General features: G+C 65.9%; 16 protein-coding genes. 2 read left to right on the top strand and 14 right to left on the bottom strand.

What is annotated here, in order from left to right; genetic code table 11:
• Window positions 1-52 precede the first annotated feature (52 nt).
• Entirely contained in the window at window positions 53-1,423 is a 1,371-nt protein-coding gene (locus FCT00_RS09480; protein WP_138422805.1) for an FAD-binding oxidoreductase, read from the top strand.
• Between the two features lie 68 nt (window positions 1,424-1,491).
• The gene (locus FCT00_RS21440) at window positions 1,492-1,641 is read left to right on the top strand and encodes a hypothetical protein (protein ID WP_171042932.1); all 150 of its coding nucleotides are present in this window, start codon (window positions 1,492-1,494) and stop codon (window positions 1,639-1,641) included.
• 81 nt (window positions 1,642-1,722) lie between these two features.
• On the opposite strand, the gene recN is transcribed toward FCT00_RS21440, so the two are convergent.
• The 14 genes from recN to ftsW form a co-directional block, all read right to left on the bottom strand.
• Complete coding sequence (gene recN, locus FCT00_RS09470) at window positions 1,723-3,375, bottom strand: DNA repair protein RecN (protein WP_138422803.1); 1,653 nt, start codon at window positions 3,373-3,375, stop codon at window positions 1,723-1,725.
• 12 nt (window positions 3,376-3,387) lie between these two features.
• Window positions 3,388-4,281, bottom strand: coding sequence for an outer membrane protein assembly factor BamD (locus FCT00_RS09465; protein WP_138422802.1), 894 nt, complete (start codon window positions 4,279-4,281; stop codon window positions 3,388-3,390).
• 257 nt (window positions 4,282-4,538) lie between these two features.
• Entirely contained in the window at window positions 4,539-6,203 is a 1,665-nt protein-coding gene (ftsZ, locus tag FCT00_RS09460) for a cell division protein FtsZ (protein ID WP_008327766.1), read from the bottom strand.
• A 381-nt stretch (window positions 6,204-6,584) separates the two neighbouring features.
• On the bottom strand, window positions 6,585-7,919 hold the full coding sequence (ftsA, locus tag FCT00_RS09455) for a cell division protein FtsA (protein WP_008327760.1): 1,335 nt from the start codon (window positions 7,917-7,919) through the stop codon (window positions 6,585-6,587).
• The gene (locus tag FCT00_RS09450) at window positions 7,920-8,819 is read right to left on the bottom strand and encodes a cell division protein FtsQ/DivIB (protein WP_138422801.1); all 900 of its coding nucleotides are present in this window, start codon (window positions 8,817-8,819) and stop codon (window positions 7,920-7,922) included. It lies immediately after the preceding gene.
• Complete coding sequence (locus tag FCT00_RS09445) at window positions 8,807-9,727, bottom strand: D-alanine--D-alanine ligase (protein WP_138422800.1); 921 nt, start codon at window positions 9,725-9,727, stop codon at window positions 8,807-8,809. Before FCT00_RS09445 ends, FCT00_RS09450 begins: the two co-directional genes overlap by 13 nt.
• 45 nt (window positions 9,728-9,772) lie before the next feature.
• Window positions 9,773-10,702, bottom strand: a complete 930-nt coding sequence (murB, locus tag FCT00_RS09440; RefSeq protein ID WP_138422799.1) for a UDP-N-acetylmuramate dehydrogenase — start codon at window positions 10,700-10,702, stop codon at window positions 9,773-9,775.
• Between the two features lie 171 nt (window positions 10,703-10,873).
• Entirely contained in the window at window positions 10,874-11,134 is a 261-nt protein-coding gene (locus FCT00_RS09435) for a DUF2484 family protein (protein WP_138422798.1), read from the bottom strand.
• Between the two features lie 94 nt (window positions 11,135-11,228).
• Complete coding sequence (locus FCT00_RS09430) at window positions 11,229-12,428, bottom strand: APC family permease (RefSeq protein WP_138422797.1); 1,200 nt, start codon at window positions 12,426-12,428, stop codon at window positions 11,229-11,231.
• Between the two features lie 39 nt (window positions 12,429-12,467).
• Window positions 12,468-12,920, bottom strand: coding sequence for a GNAT family N-acetyltransferase (locus FCT00_RS09425; RefSeq protein ID WP_138422796.1), 453 nt, complete (start codon window positions 12,918-12,920; stop codon window positions 12,468-12,470).
• Window positions 12,921-12,983: 63 nt separating this feature from the next.
• Window positions 12,984-13,820, bottom strand: coding sequence for an aldo/keto reductase (locus FCT00_RS09420; protein WP_138422795.1), 837 nt, complete (start codon window positions 13,818-13,820; stop codon window positions 12,984-12,986).
• A 76-nt stretch (window positions 13,821-13,896) separates the two neighbouring features.
• Complete coding sequence (murC, locus tag FCT00_RS09415) at window positions 13,897-15,300, bottom strand: UDP-N-acetylmuramate--L-alanine ligase (protein ID WP_008327744.1); 1,404 nt, start codon at window positions 15,298-15,300, stop codon at window positions 13,897-13,899.
• Between the two features lie 33 nt (window positions 15,301-15,333).
• Window positions 15,334-16,458, bottom strand: a complete 1,125-nt coding sequence (locus FCT00_RS09410) for a UDP-N-acetylglucosamine--N-acetylmuramyl-(pentapeptide) pyrophosphoryl-undecaprenol N-acetylglucosamine transferase (RefSeq protein WP_138422794.1) — start codon at window positions 16,456-16,458, stop codon at window positions 15,334-15,336.
• Complete coding sequence (gene ftsW / locus FCT00_RS09405; protein ID WP_008327741.1) at window positions 16,455-17,624, bottom strand: putative lipid II flippase FtsW; 1,170 nt, start codon at window positions 17,622-17,624, stop codon at window positions 16,455-16,457. Before ftsW ends, FCT00_RS09410 begins: the two co-directional genes overlap by 4 nt.
• Window positions 17,625-17,653 lie beyond the last annotated feature (29 nt).

Here is a 17,653-nt window from a genome sequence, read left to right as displayed (position 1 = left end):
TTTCATTTGGGCGTTTCTATAACTTGGGCCGGACTTCAATGGGGGTAAGGGCATGGCCTTCGATGCCGCATTTTCCGAGCTTGCGACCGTTCTAGGGGATCGCTTGAGCCGGTCCAAGTCCGATCTGGACGCTCATGGCGGCTCCGAGACGCATTTCGCGCTCGCCCCGCCCGATGCCGTCGCCTATCCGCAATCCACCGAGGACGTGTCGCGCATCCTGTCGATCTGCCATGCTTATGGCGTGCCGGTGATCGCCTATGGCGCCGGCACCTCTCTCGAAGGGCATACGAGCGCGATCCGGGGCGGCGTGACGTTGGATTTTTCACGGATGGCGGACATCCTGACGATCAATCAGGGCGACATGGACGTAGTCGTGCAACCGGGCCTGACCCGTGAGGATCTGAACCGCGAGTTGCGCGCCACGGGCCTGTTCTTCTCGGTCGATCCCGGCGCCAATGCGAGCGTCGGGGGCATGGCCGCCACGCGGGCCTCCGGCACCACCACCGTGCGCTACGGAACCATGCGCGACAACGTGCTCGCGCTCGAGGTCGTGCTGGCGGACGGACGCGTGATCCGAACCGGCACGCGGGCGCGCAAATCATCGTCCGGCTATGACCTGACGGGCCTGTTTCTGGGCTCCGAAGGGACGCTGGGGATCATCACCGAGCTCACCCTGCGTCTGAACGGGCAACCGGAGGCGATTTCGGCGGGCATCTGCGCTTTCGACCGGATGAGCGATGCGGTCGAGGCGGTCGTGGCGGTGATCCAGATGGGTCTGCCGATGGCCCGGATCGAGTTTCTGGATGCCGATGCCGTGCGTGCCGTGAACGCCTATTCCGGCAGCGAGGTGCGCGAGACGCCGCATCTGTTCGTCGAATTCCACGGCTCGCAGGCAAGTGTCGCCGAGGACGCCGAACGGTTCGGCGAAATCGTCGCGGATTTCGGGGCCTCGGGGGTCGAGGTCGCGACCAAGCCCGAGGATCGCTCGGCGCTCTGGACGATGCGTCACCATGCCTATTGGGCCTGTCTGGGCCTGAAACCCGGGGCGACCGCCGTCGTCACCGATGTCTGCGTGCCGATCTCGCATCTTGCGCAGGCGGTCGAGGAAACGCAGGCCGATATCGCCGCTTCGATCATCGACGGGCCGATCCTGGGCCATGTCGGGGACGGGAACTTCCATGCCATCCTGCTCGTTGACCCGGCCCAACCCGCCGAACTGGAAGCGGCCAAGACGCTGGCCGCCCGGATGAACGAACGGGCGCTACGCCTTGGCGGGACCGTGACCGGCGAGCACGGGATCGGGATGGGCAAGCTTGCGTATATGGAGGCGCAGCACGGCGACGCATGGGACGTGATGACAGACATCAAGACCGCGCTGGACCCGAAGGGCATCCTGAACCCGGGCAAGGTGGTTCGCGGCTGACGACCGACCGCATCAAGTGGATTTGGGACGGCACGCTCGACTGGGCGCATCGCCGTTTGCCGCCCGGCGTGCGCCTGTTGTTCGGCGTGCTTCTGATGATCGGCGGCGTCTTCGGCTTTCTACCCGTTCTGGGGTTCTGGATGATCCCCTTGGGCGCGGCCGTGGCGTGGTTCGACGTCAAACCGATCTGGCACTGGGTCACTCGGCGCAATCGCTAGTGAAAGGAAGATTGCAATTTTCGAACATCCACAGCCGGAAAAGTTCGAAATGTGAAAGCTTCAGATCAGTAATCGAACATTTCAGCCCAAAAGGCTCTTGGCAGCGGCGCGCGCCTCTTCGGTGATGACATCGCCCGAGATCATGCGCGCGATTTCATCCACACGATCGCCTGCATCCAGCGGCGTGACCCGCGAGAGCGTCACATCGTCCTCGACGGCCTTCGCCACCCGCCAGTGATGGGCACCAAGGGCCGCGACCTGCGGGGAATGGGTCACGACAAGCACCTGACCGCCCTCGTCGGCAAGGCGTTTCAACCGCCGTCCGACCGCATCGGCCGTGGCCCCGCCGACGCCCCTGTCGATCTCATCGAAGATCATGGTCAGCCCCTCGGCCTCTTTCGTGAGGCACACCTTCAGCGCCAGCAGAAAGCGGCTCAATTCGCCACCGGATGCGATCTTGTTCAGCGGGCCGGACGGCGCGCCGGGGTTGGTCGCGACCGTGAAGGTCACGGCATCGCGCCCCTCAGGGCCGGGGTCCGTCTCCGACATCTCGGTCGTGAACACCGCGCGTTCCATCTTGAGCGGCGCGAGTTCAGCCGACATGGCGGCATCCAGACGTGTCGCGGCCTCGGCCCGTGCGTCGCTGAGCGCCCCTGCGGCCGTGTCATAGGCCGCGCGGGCGACGGACAGCGCCTTGCGCAGGTCGGCTATGTCGCCCTCGCCCTTGTCCAGCGCGGCCAGCTTGTCGCGGATCTCGCCCGCGAAGGCCCCAAGATCGTCCGGCGCGACCGCGTGTTTGCGCGCGAGCGCCCGGATCGCGAACAGCCGTTCTTCGACCCGCTCCAATTCACCGGGATCGAAGGCGAGCGCGTCGAGCGCCTGTTCCACCCCCTGCGTCGCCTCGCCCAGTTCCACGAGCGCGCGGTTCAGCGCCTCGATCGCGGGATCGAGCGCCTCGCCCGCCTTGTCGGCCACCCCTTCGAGCCAGCGCAGCGCGTCGCCCATGCGGCCCTCGGCCCCCTCGCCCGGCCCGAGCGCCTCGGCGGCGCGTGTCACGTCCTCGCCGATCCGCTGGCCTGCCTGCATCATGCGGCGACGCGCGTCGAGGTCCGCATCCTCGCCGGGTTGCGGGTCAAGCGCCTCGAGCTCGCCCGCCGCGTGGCGCAGAAAGTCCTCTTCCTCCCGCGCTGCCGCCAACCGGGCCTCGGACGCCGACAAAGCCTTGCCCGCGTCCGACAACGCCCGCCACGCGGCCCGGACCTCGGCCACCTGCGCGTCGAGCCCGCCGAACTGGTCGAGCAGAAGCCGGTGGGTGCGCGGGTTGAGCAGGCCCTTGTCGTCCTGCTGACCGTGAAGTTCCACCAACGTATCGGACAGCGCCCGCAGAACGTCGCCAGAGGCGCGGCGGTCGTTGATCCACGCGCTTTTCGTGCCGCCCGTGCGGTTCACCCGCCGCAGGATCAACTCGTCAGAGCGCGGAATCCCCGCCTCGTCCAGCACCGCGTGGGCCGCGTGATCGTCGGGCAGGGCGAACACCGCCGTCACCTCGCCCTCGTCCGCGCCCTGCCGCACCAGATCGGCACGCCCGCGCCAGCCGAGCACGAAGCCGAGACTGTCGAGAAGGATGGATTTGCCCGCGCCGGTTTCGCCGGTCAACACGTTCAGCCCCGGCCGGAACTCAAGCTCCAGCCGGTCGATGATAAGCATGTCCCGGATGTCGAGGCTGACGAGCATAGGCGGTTGGGGCTAGAGCCACTCACCCCTGACCATCTGGCGGTAGATCGCGGAGAGCCAGTTGTTGCCCTTGGACTGCGGTTTCAGCCCGTTCTTGGTCAGCAGGTTGTAGCTGTCCTGATACCATTCGGTCGACTGGTAGTTGTAGCCGAGGATCGCGCCCGCCGTTTCCGCCTCGTCCGACAGGCCGAGCGAAACGTAGCTTTCCACCAGTCGGTGCAGCGCCTCAGGCGTCTGGGTCGTGGTCTGGAACTGCTCCACCACCACGCGGAACCGGTTCACGGCAGCGGCGTAATGCTTGCGCTTGAGGTAGTAGCGGCCGATTTCCATCTCTTTCGCGGCGAGGTGGTCATAGGCAAGGTCGAACTTGAGGATCGCAGAGCGCGCGTATTCCGTGTCCGGATACAGCTCGATCACGTCGCGCAGGGCTTGCAGCGCCTGATAGGTCAGGCCCTGATCGCGACCCACGTCTTCGATCTGGTCGTAGTAGCTGAGGGCGAGAAGATAGGTCGCATACCCTGCGTCCTCATCCCCCGGATAGAAGTCGACGAACCGCTGCGCGGCGGCGCGGGCCAGTTCGTATTCGCCATCCTTATGGTGCGCGAAGGCCTGCATGATGAGGGCGCGCTTGGCGAGCTGGGTGTAAGGGTAAACCCGCTCGACTTCGCCGAACCACTTGGCGGCTTCGTCGTAATCGTTGTTTTCGAGATCGTATTCGGCGCGGGCATAGATCTGCTCGGCCGTGTAATCCTCGATCGGTTTCGTTTCGCGGTCGTCCCCGAAGAGGTTGCTGAACGCCGTGCCCAGGCCCGTGCCCGAACAACCGGCCAGCGTGACAACCAGCGCCAGTGTGGTCGCGCCCTTGATGAGCCGTGCCACCGTCCTGCCCTGTCGCTGTTCGTGCATATCCCCCGCCTACCCCATCGCAACTGATTCACCGGATTGCAGATCCCGGTCTCGCGTTGGGACTTTTCCTAGCACATAAATTTTCCGGGCAAAATGGTTTGGCGGCGAAAAACACCCGATGTGGTCAAAGTTATCCACAGGGTCTCCAGATATTGTATCCGGGTTCAGGTGTTGCGTGAAGCTGCGCCCTCAACCTTAAGCCATGAAAAGAAAAAGGCCGACCCGAAGGCCGGCCCCTTTGCGAGGTATCCTGATGCTCAGTTGGCCTGACGGCGCAGGAAGGCGGGGATTTCCACCCGTTCCTGATCCGGGTCGGCCTGCTGCTCGGGCTCACGCGCCGGGCGGGCCTGCGGCTCATGGCGCGGTTCCTGTTGCGAGGCTTGCTCGGCGCCCCCGGTCATCCGGTTGATGAGCGAGTTGATCCCGAAGCGCGGGCGATCGCCCCCACCACCCTGCGGCGGCTGCGGTGCGGCCCGGCCTTCGCCGCTGCGCGAGCGGGTCACGGCCGCTTCGAGCCGTGCGAGCGTATCGGCCGAAGGCTGGCCCGGCTGCGGCGACTTGGGGGCCACGAACTGCGACACGCCTTCCTGCGGACGGGCCTGCGGGCGCGGCTGCGGCGCGGGCTGCGGAGCCGGTTCGGCGCGCTGCGAGGATTGGAACACGGGGGCCGGCACATCGTCGCCAGCCTCTTCGGCCGGGAAGATGTTCTCGACCTGCTCTTCCGCGGCTGCGGCGGTCGGGTCGATCTCTTCATCGAAGAACGACGCCTGCGGTTCGTTGCCGTCGGTCGAATATTCGCTGGAGTAGTCCTGCTCATACCCCTGATCGGCGGCGGTTTCCGGCTGGCCGTGCTGGAAGCTGGGCGCGTCGTGCCCGAAGGAATGCTCGACCTCGGCCGGGGAATGCAGCGGCTCGGCCAGCGAGCGGCGCGGCAGCGGAATGTCGGCGTGGGATTCGGTGGCGTCGATGCCGGTGGCGACCACGGAAACGCGCATCTGGCCTTCCATGTCCGTGTCCAGCGTGGAGCCGACGATGATGTTGGCGTCCGGGTCCACCTCTTCGCGAATGCGGTTCGCCGCTTCGTCGAGTTCGAAGAGCGTCAGATCGTAGCCGCCGGTGATGTTGATGAGAACGCCCCGGGCACCCTTGAGGCTGATCTCGTCGAGCAGCGGGTTCGCTATAGCCTTTTCGGCGGCCTGAATGGCGCGATCGTCGCCCTCGGCTTCGCCGGTGCCCATCATGGCCTTGCCCATCTCGTCCATCACCGCGCGCACGTCGGCGAAGTCGAGGTTGATGAGACCCGGACGCACCATGAGGTCGGTCACGCCCTTGACGCCTTGATAAAGCACGTCGTCGGCCATCGAGAAGGCTTCGGTGAACGTGGTCTTTTCGTTGGCGAGGCGGAACAGGTTCTGGTTCGGGATGATGATGAGCGTGTCGACCATCTTTTGCAGCGCATCCACGCCGTCCTCGGCCTGGCGCATCCGCTTGGCGCCTTCGAACTGGAACGGTTTGGTCACGACGCCGACGGTCAGAACGCCAAGCTCACGCGCGGCCTGCGCGATGATCGGGGCCGCCCCGGTGCCGGTGCCGCCGCCCATCCCGGCGGTGATGAAGCACATATGCGCGCCTGCGAGGTGATCGACGATCTGTTCGATCGACTCTTCCGCCGCCGCTGCGCCGACCGTGGCCCGCGCGCCTGCGCCAAGACCCTCGGTGACCTTCACACCCATCTGGATGCGGGCCTGCGATTTCGACTGTGCCAGCGCCTGCGCGTCGGTATTCGCCACGACGAATTCGACCCCTTCCAGCGCCTTGTCGATCATGTTGTTGACCGCATTGCCGCCAGCGCCACCGACGCCAAATACGGTGATGCGGGGCTTGAGGTCGTCCTGACCCGGCATGGTGAGGTTCAATGTCATGATCTTTCCGCCTGTCCTTTTCGACTTGTCGTCCTGAGACCTGTCTTATCCGTTGGCCTGTCCAGTTCAGTCCCGGTTTTGGCCGGGCTCTTTCCGATCTGTGCCGGTTATCTGCCTATTTCCCATCAGCTTAACCGTATCCATGACACAGGTCACGCAAAAAACACAAAAAAGCCCCTAAATCCGGTGGATTACCGGGCTTTAGCGGCGAGATTTCGCGTCTCGGGGCATATCTGGTGTCTTGTCGACGGACTCACCCCCGGTCCACGCCCCACCGCTCGTGCGACTGCACCATTGGTGGGCGCGGCAATCAAGGGGATTCCGTGGAAGGCGGCGGTAACTCGCCTGACCCTCAGGGGCTTGCGTGGGGGTCCGGCCTCCTCACCAGTTGTCCTTGAACCATTTGACCGCCCAGCGGAGCGAGCGGGCCGGATAGCTTTCGGCGGGAATGTCGAAATCCCACCATTCGTCCTGCGGCGAGGCCGCGAACAGGCACAGGCCCACGGCGCTGGCGAAGGCCGCGCCGGTCGCGGCCTGCGGCAACCCCTGCACCCTGAGCGGGCGCCCGATGCGCACCTGCTGGCCCAGGATACGCGGTGCGAGGGTGTCGAGGCCGGGGATCTGGCTCGCCCCGCCCGTCAGCACGATCTGCTGGCTGGGCAGATGATCGAACCCGGCGGCATCCAGACGCGCACGCACCTCTTCGAGAATTTCCTCGACCCGCGGTTTCATGATGCCGATGAGTTCGGACCGGCTCACGGTGCGCCGGTCATGTTCCCAATCGCCGGTGTCGCCGCCGATCTCGATCATCTCGCGGTCGTCCATGCCGGTCGCGAAGACGCCGCCGTAAAAGGTCTTGATCCGCTCGGCGGTGGCCATCGGGATCTGAAGCCCCTTGGAGATGTCCGAGGTCACGTGATCGCCGCCCAGCCGCACGCTGTCGGCGTAGATCATGTGTTTCTTCATGAAGATCGACACCCCGGTCGACCCGCCGCCCATATCGATGCAGGCCGCCCCAAGCTCCTGCTCGTCCTCGACCAGCGAAGCGAGGCCGGCGGTGTAGCTGGACGAGGCCAGCCCGGCGAGCTCCAGATCGCAGCGTTTGATGCAATAGGCCACGTTGCGCACGGTGGCCGCATCGATGGTCAGCAGGTGCATGTCGACGGCGAGCGTCTTGCCGACCTGTTCGCGCGGGTCGGAGAGGCCCGAGCGGTGGTCGAGCGCGAAGTTCACCGGCTGGGCATGGATCACTTCCCGCCCCTCGCCGAAATCCGGCACATCGCAGGAGGCCATGACGCGGGCGATATCGTCCTCGGTGACGGCGGTGCCCGCCACGTCCACCTCGCCCGCCACGCCGTAGCTGCGGGGATTGGCGCCCGAGAAGGTGACGATCACGTGGTCGACCCGCATGTTGGCCATCTTCTGCGCGGCCTGAATGGCGGTGCGGATCGCGCGTTCGGTTTCCTGCATCGCGTCGATCTCGCCGAAGCGGACCCCGCGCGAGCGGGTCGTGGCGGCGCCGATCACGCGGAAGCCCGACTGTCCGGCCAGCGATCCGACCCCGTCGTTCGCCGCGACCCTGTCGTTGCCGTCGAACCTGAGCACAAGACACCCGATCTTTGACGTCCCGATGTCGAGGATCGCGATCACGCCGCGCTGCATCGCGGTCTTTCGCATGGCGCGCATGGCACGCTGCTGTTCGTAGAGCTCCGTCATTTATCGTTCTCCGTTGTCGAGGCTCCGGATGCGCCGAAGCTCCTCGACCGCTGGCTGGGTCATGCGAAGCGTCGGACGCGCGGGGTTGCGCATGTCGATATGGGTCAGGTCACGCGCCAGAACGTCCTGCGCTTCGTCGAGCGCGAGCACCTGTTCCAGCGCGGCGATGGGGGCGATTTCCGGCAGCATGATGCGCTGATCGGGTTCGAGCACGAGGTCCCAGCGCCGTTCGCCCACCCGGACGAGGCCGCGCAGGCGGGGCGCGATAGGGCCTGCCGCCTCAAGGATGCCCCGCGCCTCGGCGACCGCCGCGCCCGCGCCGGGACCGACGATAAGCGGCAGATCGGGGCGCGACCCGCGATCCTTGAGCGAGGCGACGCGGTGGCCGGTGGCGTCCAGCATGTCGATCCCGCTCGCATGGCGCCATATGATGACCGGCGTCCGCTCGGTCACGGCCACCTCGAGCACCCCGCCGGGACGAATGCGCAGGGCCACGTCCTGCACCACGTCGAAAGCGGAGATCTGGGCCTGAAGGGCTTCGAGATCGAGGTCGAAAGAGGACACCGGGAACTCGACCGCCACGATGTCGCGGATCGCGTGGTCGAGCACGGGCGAGGCCCCCTCGACCGCCATGAGCTTCACCGCGAACTCGGGGCGCGTTTCGACCGAACGACGGATTTCGCTGACGGTCTCGACGATGGCGAAGCGGTTGGTGGGGTTCGAGATGTACCAGCCCGCCGCGAACAGCAGGATGAAGCTCGGCAGACCGACCCGCAGCATCGCGCGGTAGACCGGGGTCAGCCAGATGCGATGAATGCGATAGGCCCAGCGCGACGGCGCCGGATCACGTTTCATCGATTGCGTGTGCGGGGCGCCCCGGTTCGCGATCAGCGATTGCATGAGGCGTCCTCCACCATCCAGCGCACGAGCGCGCCGAAGGTGATCCCCACGGTCGCCGCCTGTTCGGGCGTCAGCGACGTGGGCGTCATCCCCGGCTGGGTGTTCTGTTCGAGCAGGATCAGACCGTCGAGCCCCTTGTCCTCATCCCAACGGAAATCGGACCGCGACACGCCACGACATCCCAGCGCGTCATGGGCGCGCACGGCATAGTCCAGACAGGCCGCCGTGATCTGGTCGGGCAACTTGGCCGGCACCTCATGGCGCGACCCGCCGGGCTTGTATTTGGCGTCGTAGTCATACCAGCCGTCGGTCACGATCTCGGTCACGGCCAGCGCGCGGTCGCCCATGACGGTGACGGTCAGTTCGCGACCGGGCACGTATTTTTCCACCATCAGCGTGTCGGGCATGTCGACGGCCAGTTTCGGCGGCGTGTTCGCCCCCTCGGCCACGATATAGACCCCCACGGACGACCCTTCGTTATAGGGCTTCACCACGTAGGGCGGCTCCATCACGTGACGCCCCTCGATCTCGTCCTTGCTGGCCAGACGGCTTTCGGCGATGGGCAGCCCGGCCTGGCTGAACACCTCTTTCGAGCGTTCCTTGTCCATCGCGAGCGCCGAGGACAGGACGCCGGAATGGGTGTAGGGAATCCGGAGCCATTCGAGCAGGCCCTGAACGCGGCCATCTTCGCCGAACTGGCCATGCAGGGCGTTGAAAGCGACGTCGGGGGCGATCTCGGACAGGCGCGCGCAAAGGTCGGGGCCGGCATCCAGCTCGACCACCTCGTATCCTTCACCCCGCAGCGCGGCGGCACATTCACGCCCTGAACTGAGCGACACCTCCCGCTCTGCGGAAGGACCACCCTTCAATACCACGACTTTGGGGCTTTGCCTGCTCGCACTGCCCAAGGTCTGCCTCTCGTGACGGTCTTTTGCGACCGTTCTGATCTGCTTTTATTTAGAAGCGGGTTCTCCGACCCGCATGATTTCCCACTCTAGCGTCAGGCCGCTGGTTACGTAAACCTTTTTCCGAACCTCTTCTCCCAAAGATTCAAGGTCCTGCGCGGTGGCCCCGCCGGTGTTGGTCAGGAAATTCGAGTGTTTCATGTTCATTTGCGCACCGCCGATCACGGCCCCGCGCATCCCGGCGTCGTCGATCACCTTCCACGCCTTCAACTCGTGCGTGTCGTCTTCGCGGCCCGTCGAGGAAAAGCCCGCCGGATTGCGGAATGTGGAGCCTGCGGTGCGGTCCTTGGTCGGCTGGGTTTCGTCGCGTTTGGCAAGCTGCGCCTCCATCCGCGCGGCAAGCTCGTCCGGCGCGCACTCGCCGCCGCGAAGCGTGGCCGAGGTCAGGATCATGCCCTCGGGCACGTCGCTCTGGCGGTAGCGGAAGTTCAGATCCTCGGACGTGAGCGTCACGACCTCGCCAGACCGGGTGACGGCGCGCGCCGACTGGAACACGTCCGCCGTATAGCTGCCGTAACATCCCGCGTTCATGCGCACCGCACCGCCGATCGTGCCGGGGATCGTGCGCAGGAAGGTCAGGTCGACGCCCGCCTCGGCCGACTTGCGCGCCACATGCGCGTCGAGCGCGGCGGCGCCTGCGATCACCGTGGTGCCCTGGATGTCGATCCCGTTGAAACCGCGGCCAAGGCGCACCACCACGCCGCGAATCCCGCCATCGCGGACGATCAGGTTCGAGCCGACGCCCATGGGAAACACCGGAACGGACGGGTCGAGATCGCGCAGAAAGGCGGCGAGGTCGTCTTCGTCCGCTGGCTGGAACAGCCAATCCGCAGGTCCGCCCACGCGCATCCATGTGAGCGAGGCGAGGTCGCGGTTTTCGGTCAGGGTGCCGCGGGTTTCGGGAAGCGTGCGTGTCATGGCCACCGGGTAGCGCGGGGATCAGGCCGGGGCAAGGTTTCGCATTGCGCTTTGGCGCAATCCGCCCCGTGTGGGGGCAGCGCCATAGCCGCTCGGATCAATGGCGCGAAAATGACGATCCCCCCACTCCCGAGGCTTCTGACACGACGAATGGGGCGGGTCTCGCCCCGGTCAGATGTGGTCGGGGATTTCCAGCTTTTCGCCGCGCATCATGGCCGGGATCGCCTTGAACCCGTTGCGAAACAGCGAGACGAAAGCCAAGATCCCCACCGCCGTCCAGATCCAGCCGTTCTGGTAGCCGATCCAGCCCAGAAGCGCGAAGGCGGACAGGCCGAGGATCGTACCGGGGATGATCTGCTGCCGGATCGGCAGGAACGCGATCAGCGAGGCGGCGAGCACCCAGAGGCATCCGGCGATCAGGGAAACGGTCATGGCAGGGCTCCAGTCGAATTCATGCGATCCGGGCAGTCTGTTCGCGGAACCGGGCAAAACTGGGGCGAGAGCGGGCCAATGTTTCGGCCCCCGCTCAGGGCAGAAACGCCTGCACGTTGGCCACGAAAAGCGCGAGCGCGCCGAGGATGCCAAGCCACGGCACGATCACCGGCACCGAGAACGGTGACGGGGTTTTCTGCCGCTTCACCCCGATCAGGGCGGCGTTCACGATGGTGAAGACGACGAGCAGCGCGAGGGTCGTGTATTCGGCAAGAAGCGCGACCGGCAGCATGGCCGCCGCCGCGATGGTGGCCGCGCCCGTGACGATGGTGGCAAGAACCGGGGTGCCGAACCGAGGATTGGCCCGGTGAAAGATCGCGAGGCCACGCGAGCGTCGCCCGAGACCGAAGAACACGCGCGACGCCATGACCACTTGGGCCAGCACACCGTTCAGCGCCGCAGCGACCGCGATGGAGGACAAAAAGGCGGCGTGCTGCCCGGTTGCGGCGGTCCAGACCAGTGCAAGGGGGCGCTCGGACCCCGAAAGGGCCTCGAGCGGGACGGCGCGGACGGCGGCGAGCGTGACGAGCGCGTAGAGCACCGAAGTGATCGCGAGCGACCACAGGATCGCGCGCGGCATCTGGCGCGCAGGCTCACGCGCCTCTTCGGCCATATTCACGAGGTCGTCGAAGCCGAGAAAGGCGAAAAACGCGAAGATCGACGCAGCCATGACCCCCGGCAGATGGATCGCCGTCGGCGCGGCCCAGTCCGATGTCGGGGCCGCTGTGAACCCGGCCCAGACGACCAATGCGAGGCCCCCAACCTCGACCGTCGTCAGGATCGCGGCGAAGGACAGGCTTTCGACCACGCCGAGCACGGCGATCAGCGTGAGCAGCCCGCCGAGCGCGACGATGGCCATGAGCGGATCGACCGGCACGAGCGCGGTGAGGTATCCGACCCCGCCGCGCAGGACCGCCGCGCCGCCGATGATCCCGGCGGCGATGTTGATGAGGCCGACCAGCACGGCGAGCCAATGAGCGCGCAGACCATGCTCGACATAGGCGCTGTCGCCCGCGGCTTCGGGAATGCGCGACGACAGCTCGGCGAAGGACAGCGCCGAAGGCACGGCGACGATCCCGGCCAGCAGAAACGCGAGCGGCGCCCAGACCCCGGCCTCGCCCGCCGCATGGCCGACCAGCACGTAGATGCCGGCGCCGACCATGATGCCGACCCCGTAGGCCGTCAGAAGACCGGTGCCCAATCGTTTGGGAAGAGTGTCCGTCGTGTCCGTCATCGCCAGACGACGATGCCGCCAGCGTCTTTCGGGGGCAAGTCAGCCGATGGACAGATGCAGGCCGATTGTGTCGTCCTTGAAGCCCAGCTTGCGATAAAAACCTTCGGCATTCAGGGACTTGGGCGAAAGCAGCGATATATCCGCGCAGTTCTTGGACTTGGCCTTGTCGATGGCCTTTTGCATGACGGCGGCGGCGAAACCACGGGCGCGGAAATCGGGAAGCGTCACCACGTTCTCGATCCGCGCAAGGGGACGGCCGCCGAAGGTCAGATTCGGCAGGATCGACAGCATCGCGGTCGATACGATCCGCCCTTCGCATTCCGCACCGAACAGCGAGGTCCCCGGCATGGCGAGGATTTCATAAAGGATCGCCTCGCCCTCGGCCCCGTCCGGCACGGGTTTGCCGCCGCTGTAATGCGTCAGAAGCTCGTGCAGGTCGGGAAAATCGTAGCGCGACAGTTCCCGCACGCGGGGCTTGGCCTCGATCGTCATGGCATCCTCCCTGATGTGGCGCGCAGGGTCCGCTTTTCGCAAAGCCGGGTCAAGGTCTGGCGGTCAATGCCCGAAGCTGTTGGCGTCCAGCATGTCCGGGTCGGGGCGGTCGAGCCCGTTCAAAGCCGCCATGTCCGAGTCGGTCAGGGCGAAGCCGAAAACGTCGAGGTTCTGGGCCTGCCGCTCAGGGTCCGCCGACTTCGGGGCCGGAACGAAACCCGATTGGACCTGCCAGCGCAGCACGATCTGGGCCGGTGTCTTGCCATGCGCCTCGGCGATCCGGGTGATCGCGGGGTCCGCGAGCATCTCGCCCGCGCGACCGATGGGCGACCAGCTTTCGGTCACGATTCCCTTTTCGGCATGGATCGCCGTGATGTCGGGACGCAGGTGATAGGGGTCGAGCTGGATCTGGTTCACATGCGGCACGAAGCCCGCCGCGAACAGGTCGTTCAGGTGATGCGGCAGGAAGTTCGAGGTGCCGATGGCACGCACGAGGCCCGCTTCGAGAAGCCTTGTCAGCCCCTCGAAAGCCTCGACATATGTGCCTTGGTCCGGGTTCGGCCAGTGGATCAGGAACAGGTCGATGTAGTCCAGACCGAGCCGTTCGAGGCTCGCCTCGCAGGCCCGCCGCGCCCCGTCGACGCTGTGCCATTGCTTGTTCATCTTGGTGGTGAGGAAGACCTCGTCGCGCGCGACGCCCGCATCGCGGATGCCCTGCCCGACGCCGGTTTCGTTCTTGTAATTCTCGGCCGTGTCGATCAGGCGGTAACCCGTCTCGATGGCCGTCGCGACGGCTTTCGCGGCTTCGTCATCGGTCATCGGCCACGTGCCGAGGCCCAGTTGCGGCATCTCGACACCGTTGGCGAGCGTGACGGTGGGGGCTGGGTCGATACGGGTCATGCGAAACTCCGAAGATTGTGGGGGTCGTATGCTGTCATTGCGGGGGGCGGACCGGGGCCGCGCCGCCGCACAGGGGCTAGGCGGGAACCTTCGTAAGCTTGGCCTCCAGCCCCCGTGCCCATGTGCTGATCGTCCCGGCCCCCAAGCAGACGACGATATCGCCCGGCTCGGCCTCGGCTCGCACGAGGGCGGCGAGGTCTTCTTCGGTGTCGACCGCATAGGCATGGCGGTGGCCGTGGGCGGTGAGGCCCCGGACCAGATCGTCACGGGTCGCGCCGGGGATCGGATCTTCGCCCGCCGCATAGACTTCGGAAATGCCGACCACGTCGGCCTCGTTGAAACAGGTGCAGAAGTCGTCGAACAGGCTGTGCAGGCGCGAATATCGGTGCGGCTGGTGCACGGCGATCACCCGGCCCTTCACGGCTTGGCGCGCGGCTTTCAGAACGGCGGCGATTTCGACCGGGTGGTGGCCGTAGTCGTCGATGATCGGCACGTCGTTCCACATGCCGACGCGTGTAAAGCGGCGGTTGACGCCCCCGAACTTGGCAAGCGCCTCGCGGATTTCGGCGAATTTCATGCCGAGGTGACGCGACACCGCGACGGCGGCGAGCGCATTGGACACGTTGTGATCGCCCGGCATCGGCAGGGTGCAACCGTCGATCCGCCCGTCGGGCAGCACGATGTCGAAATGCGCGATCCCGGCGTCATAGGTCAGGTTGACCGCCCGCACGTCCGCCTGCGCGTTGAAGCCGAAGGTCACGACGCGCCGGTCGGTGATCTTGCCCACCAGCGTCTGCACGTCGGCGTCGTCGGTGCAGCACACGGCGAGACCGTAGAACGGGATGTTCGACACGAAGTCGTAAAACCCCTTGTGCAGCGCCTCTTCGGTGCCCCAGTGATCCATATGTTCGGGGTCGATGTTCGTGACGATGGCGATGGTCGCGGGCAGGCGGTTGAAGGTGCCGTCGCTTTCGTCCGCCTCGACCACCATCCATTCGCCCTGCCCCATCCGGGCGTTCGAGCCGTAGGCGTGGATGATGCCGCCGTTGATGACGGTCGGGTCGATGCCGCCCGCCACCAGCAGCTCCGCGACCAGCGTCGTGGTCGTCGTCTTGCCGTGGGTGCCCGCCACCGCGATGTTCGACTTGAGCCGCATGAGTTCGGCGAGCATCTCGGCCCGGCGCACGACAGGCAGACCACGGGCGCGCGCGGTGTCGAGTTCCGGGTTGCCCGGCTTGATCGCGGAGGAAATCACGACGACCTCGGCGTTTTCGAGGTTCTCGGCACGCTGACCGATGAAAATCTCGGCACCCAGCGAGGCGAGGCGTTCGGTGATCGGCGAGGCTTTCAGGTCGGAGCCCTGCACCCGGTAGCCGTGGTTCAGAAGCACTTCGGCGATGCCCGACATGCCGATTCCGCCGATCCCGACGAAGTGGATCGCCCCCATCTCGGTGGGGAGTTTCGTCGCCGCTGCGTTCATCGCCTGTCCCTTTCTCGTTGTGCGCGGCGGCGTTCAGGCCGCCTGTTTCCGGACAGAACCCTGTCCGTCAGCCAGCAGTTCCACCAACCGCGCGAGGCTTTCGGCAGCCTCGGGTTTGCCCGTCGACAGACTGGCCCGCGCCATCTGCATGGCCGCCTCGGGATTGTCCAGCACACTGGCCACCTGTTCCGACAACATGGCGGGTTCCAGCTTGCTTTCCGGGATGCGGATCGCGCCGCCCGCGTCGACCAGACCCTGCGCGTTGGCGGTCTGGTGGTCGCCGGTGGCGAACGGATAGGGGATCAGGATCGCGGGGCGTCCGATGACCGAAATGTCGGCGACCGAGGAGGCGCCGGAGCGGCTGATGACAAGCTGGCTTTCCGCGATCCGGCGCGGAACGTCGGAAAAGAACGGCTGCACATCGGCGCGGATCCCCTGCGCGTCGTAGAAGTCGCGCACCCGCGCCTCGTCCTCGTCGCGCGCCTGATGCGAAACAGTGAGTTGTTCGCGGATATGATCGGGGAGCGCGGCGAGCGCGGCGGGCACGTTGTCCGACAGCGCGCGCGCACCTTGCGAGCCGCCGATGACCAGCACAGACATCGGGTAATCGCCGGGCGGGATATAGCCCGCCCCCGCGCGTTCCAGCACCGCCCCGCGCACCGGGTTCCCGACATGGACGGCTTCGACGCCCTCGGGGATCGGCCGGGTCGGCCAGGTTCCGCAGGCGAGCACGTTCACGCGTTTCGAGAAGATCGCGTTGACCTTGCCCATCACCCCGTTCTGCTCGTGAATCATGCGCGGCACACGAAGAACCGTAGCCGCCGCAAGTGCAGGAATACTGGGGTATCCGCCGAATCCGACCACCACATCGGGCCGATCCGTAAGTGTACGTACCAAAGCCCGCAGAATGCCGCCTGCGACGCGGAACGGCACGGCGAGTTTCGCCAGGGCGCCGCCGCGTGCGAAGGTGGCCGAGGCACGCTCTTCGATCTGCACCGCATCGGGGAATCCGCCCGCGTAGCGCGCGCCCCGTGCATCCGTTGAAAGTTTCACACGCCACCCGCGCGCCAGCATGGTCTCGGCCAGTGCCTGCGCGGGGAACATATGTCCGCCCGTCCCGCCCGCTGCGATCACCAGCAGCGGTGTCTTGTCCGTCATCCGTGGCCTCTCTGCCTGAGGAAGTCTTCGATCTTGCCCTGGGGGCGGGTCCGCGTGAATGCGATCAGCATCCCTGCGGCGATCCCCGTCGCGATCAGCGACGAGCCCCCGTAGCTCACGAAAGGTAGCGTCATGCCCTTTGCGGGCAAGAGGCGGACGGCCACACCCATGTTGATGAGCGCCTGAACGCCGAACATGGCCGCCAGACCGGTGCCCGCGAGCCGGATGAAGGGGTCGCGTTCGTTGATGAGACGCAGGAACGAGCGCACGACGACGGTGGCATAGAGCGCGATGATGAGCATGACGAGGACGAGGCCGTATTCCTCTGCGGCGACGGCGATGATGAAATCGGTATGCGCGTCGGGCAGCGACCATTTCACCTGCCCCTCACCCACGCCGACACCGAAGAAACCGCCTTCGCGGATCGCGTTGGTGGCATAGCCAAGCTGGGTGGTCGGATCGACCTCGGGGTTGAGGAACCCGTCGATCCGGCGCGCGAAGTGCTGCGAGTTTTCGTAGAACACGAAGCCTGCGGCGACCACCACGGCAGCCGCCCCGACGATCAGGATGTAGGGCGCACCGGCGAGGAAATACATGACCCCCCAGCCGAACAGGATCAGCGCGGACTGACCGAAGTCAGGCTGCATCGCCAGAAAGCCCACAATGACGAGCGTCAGGACCAGCGACATGGTCTTGCCCGGCGGGCCCTGAATTTCCTGACTGGCCGACATGAGCCATGCGATCACCACGACATAGACCGGCTTCATGAATTCCGACGGCTGGAACGAGGCGAAGCCCAGCGAATACCAGCGCACCGCGCCCTTGCCGAAATCGGTGCCGAAGAACGGCAGCGCCACGATGGCGGCGAAGGCCGCGAGAAACCCGAGCACACCCAGCCGCCGCACCATCTGCGGCGACATCATGGTGGTCGCGAACATCACGATGAAGGCGAGGAAGCCGAACATGAGCTGTCGTTCGACGTAATAGAACGGGTCCAGCCCGTTGCGCTGTGCCAGCGGCGGCGAGGCCGCGAGGCCCAGCAGAATGCCGATCGCGAACAGCAAGAGAATGCAAGAAACCGACCATTTGTCGATCGTACGCCACCAGCGGGGAAGGATCGGATCCTTCGCCTGACGTGGTGCGACGCCATAAACCATCTCGGTCATGATGAACCGCCCGATACTGCCTCAAGGTG

It is taken from the genome of Maritimibacter alexandrii (assembly GCF_005871115.1).
Lineage (GTDB): Bacteria > Pseudomonadota > Alphaproteobacteria > Rhodobacterales > Rhodobacteraceae > Maritimibacter > Maritimibacter alkaliphilus.
This window is presented reverse-complemented; position numbering and strand designations above follow the sequence as displayed.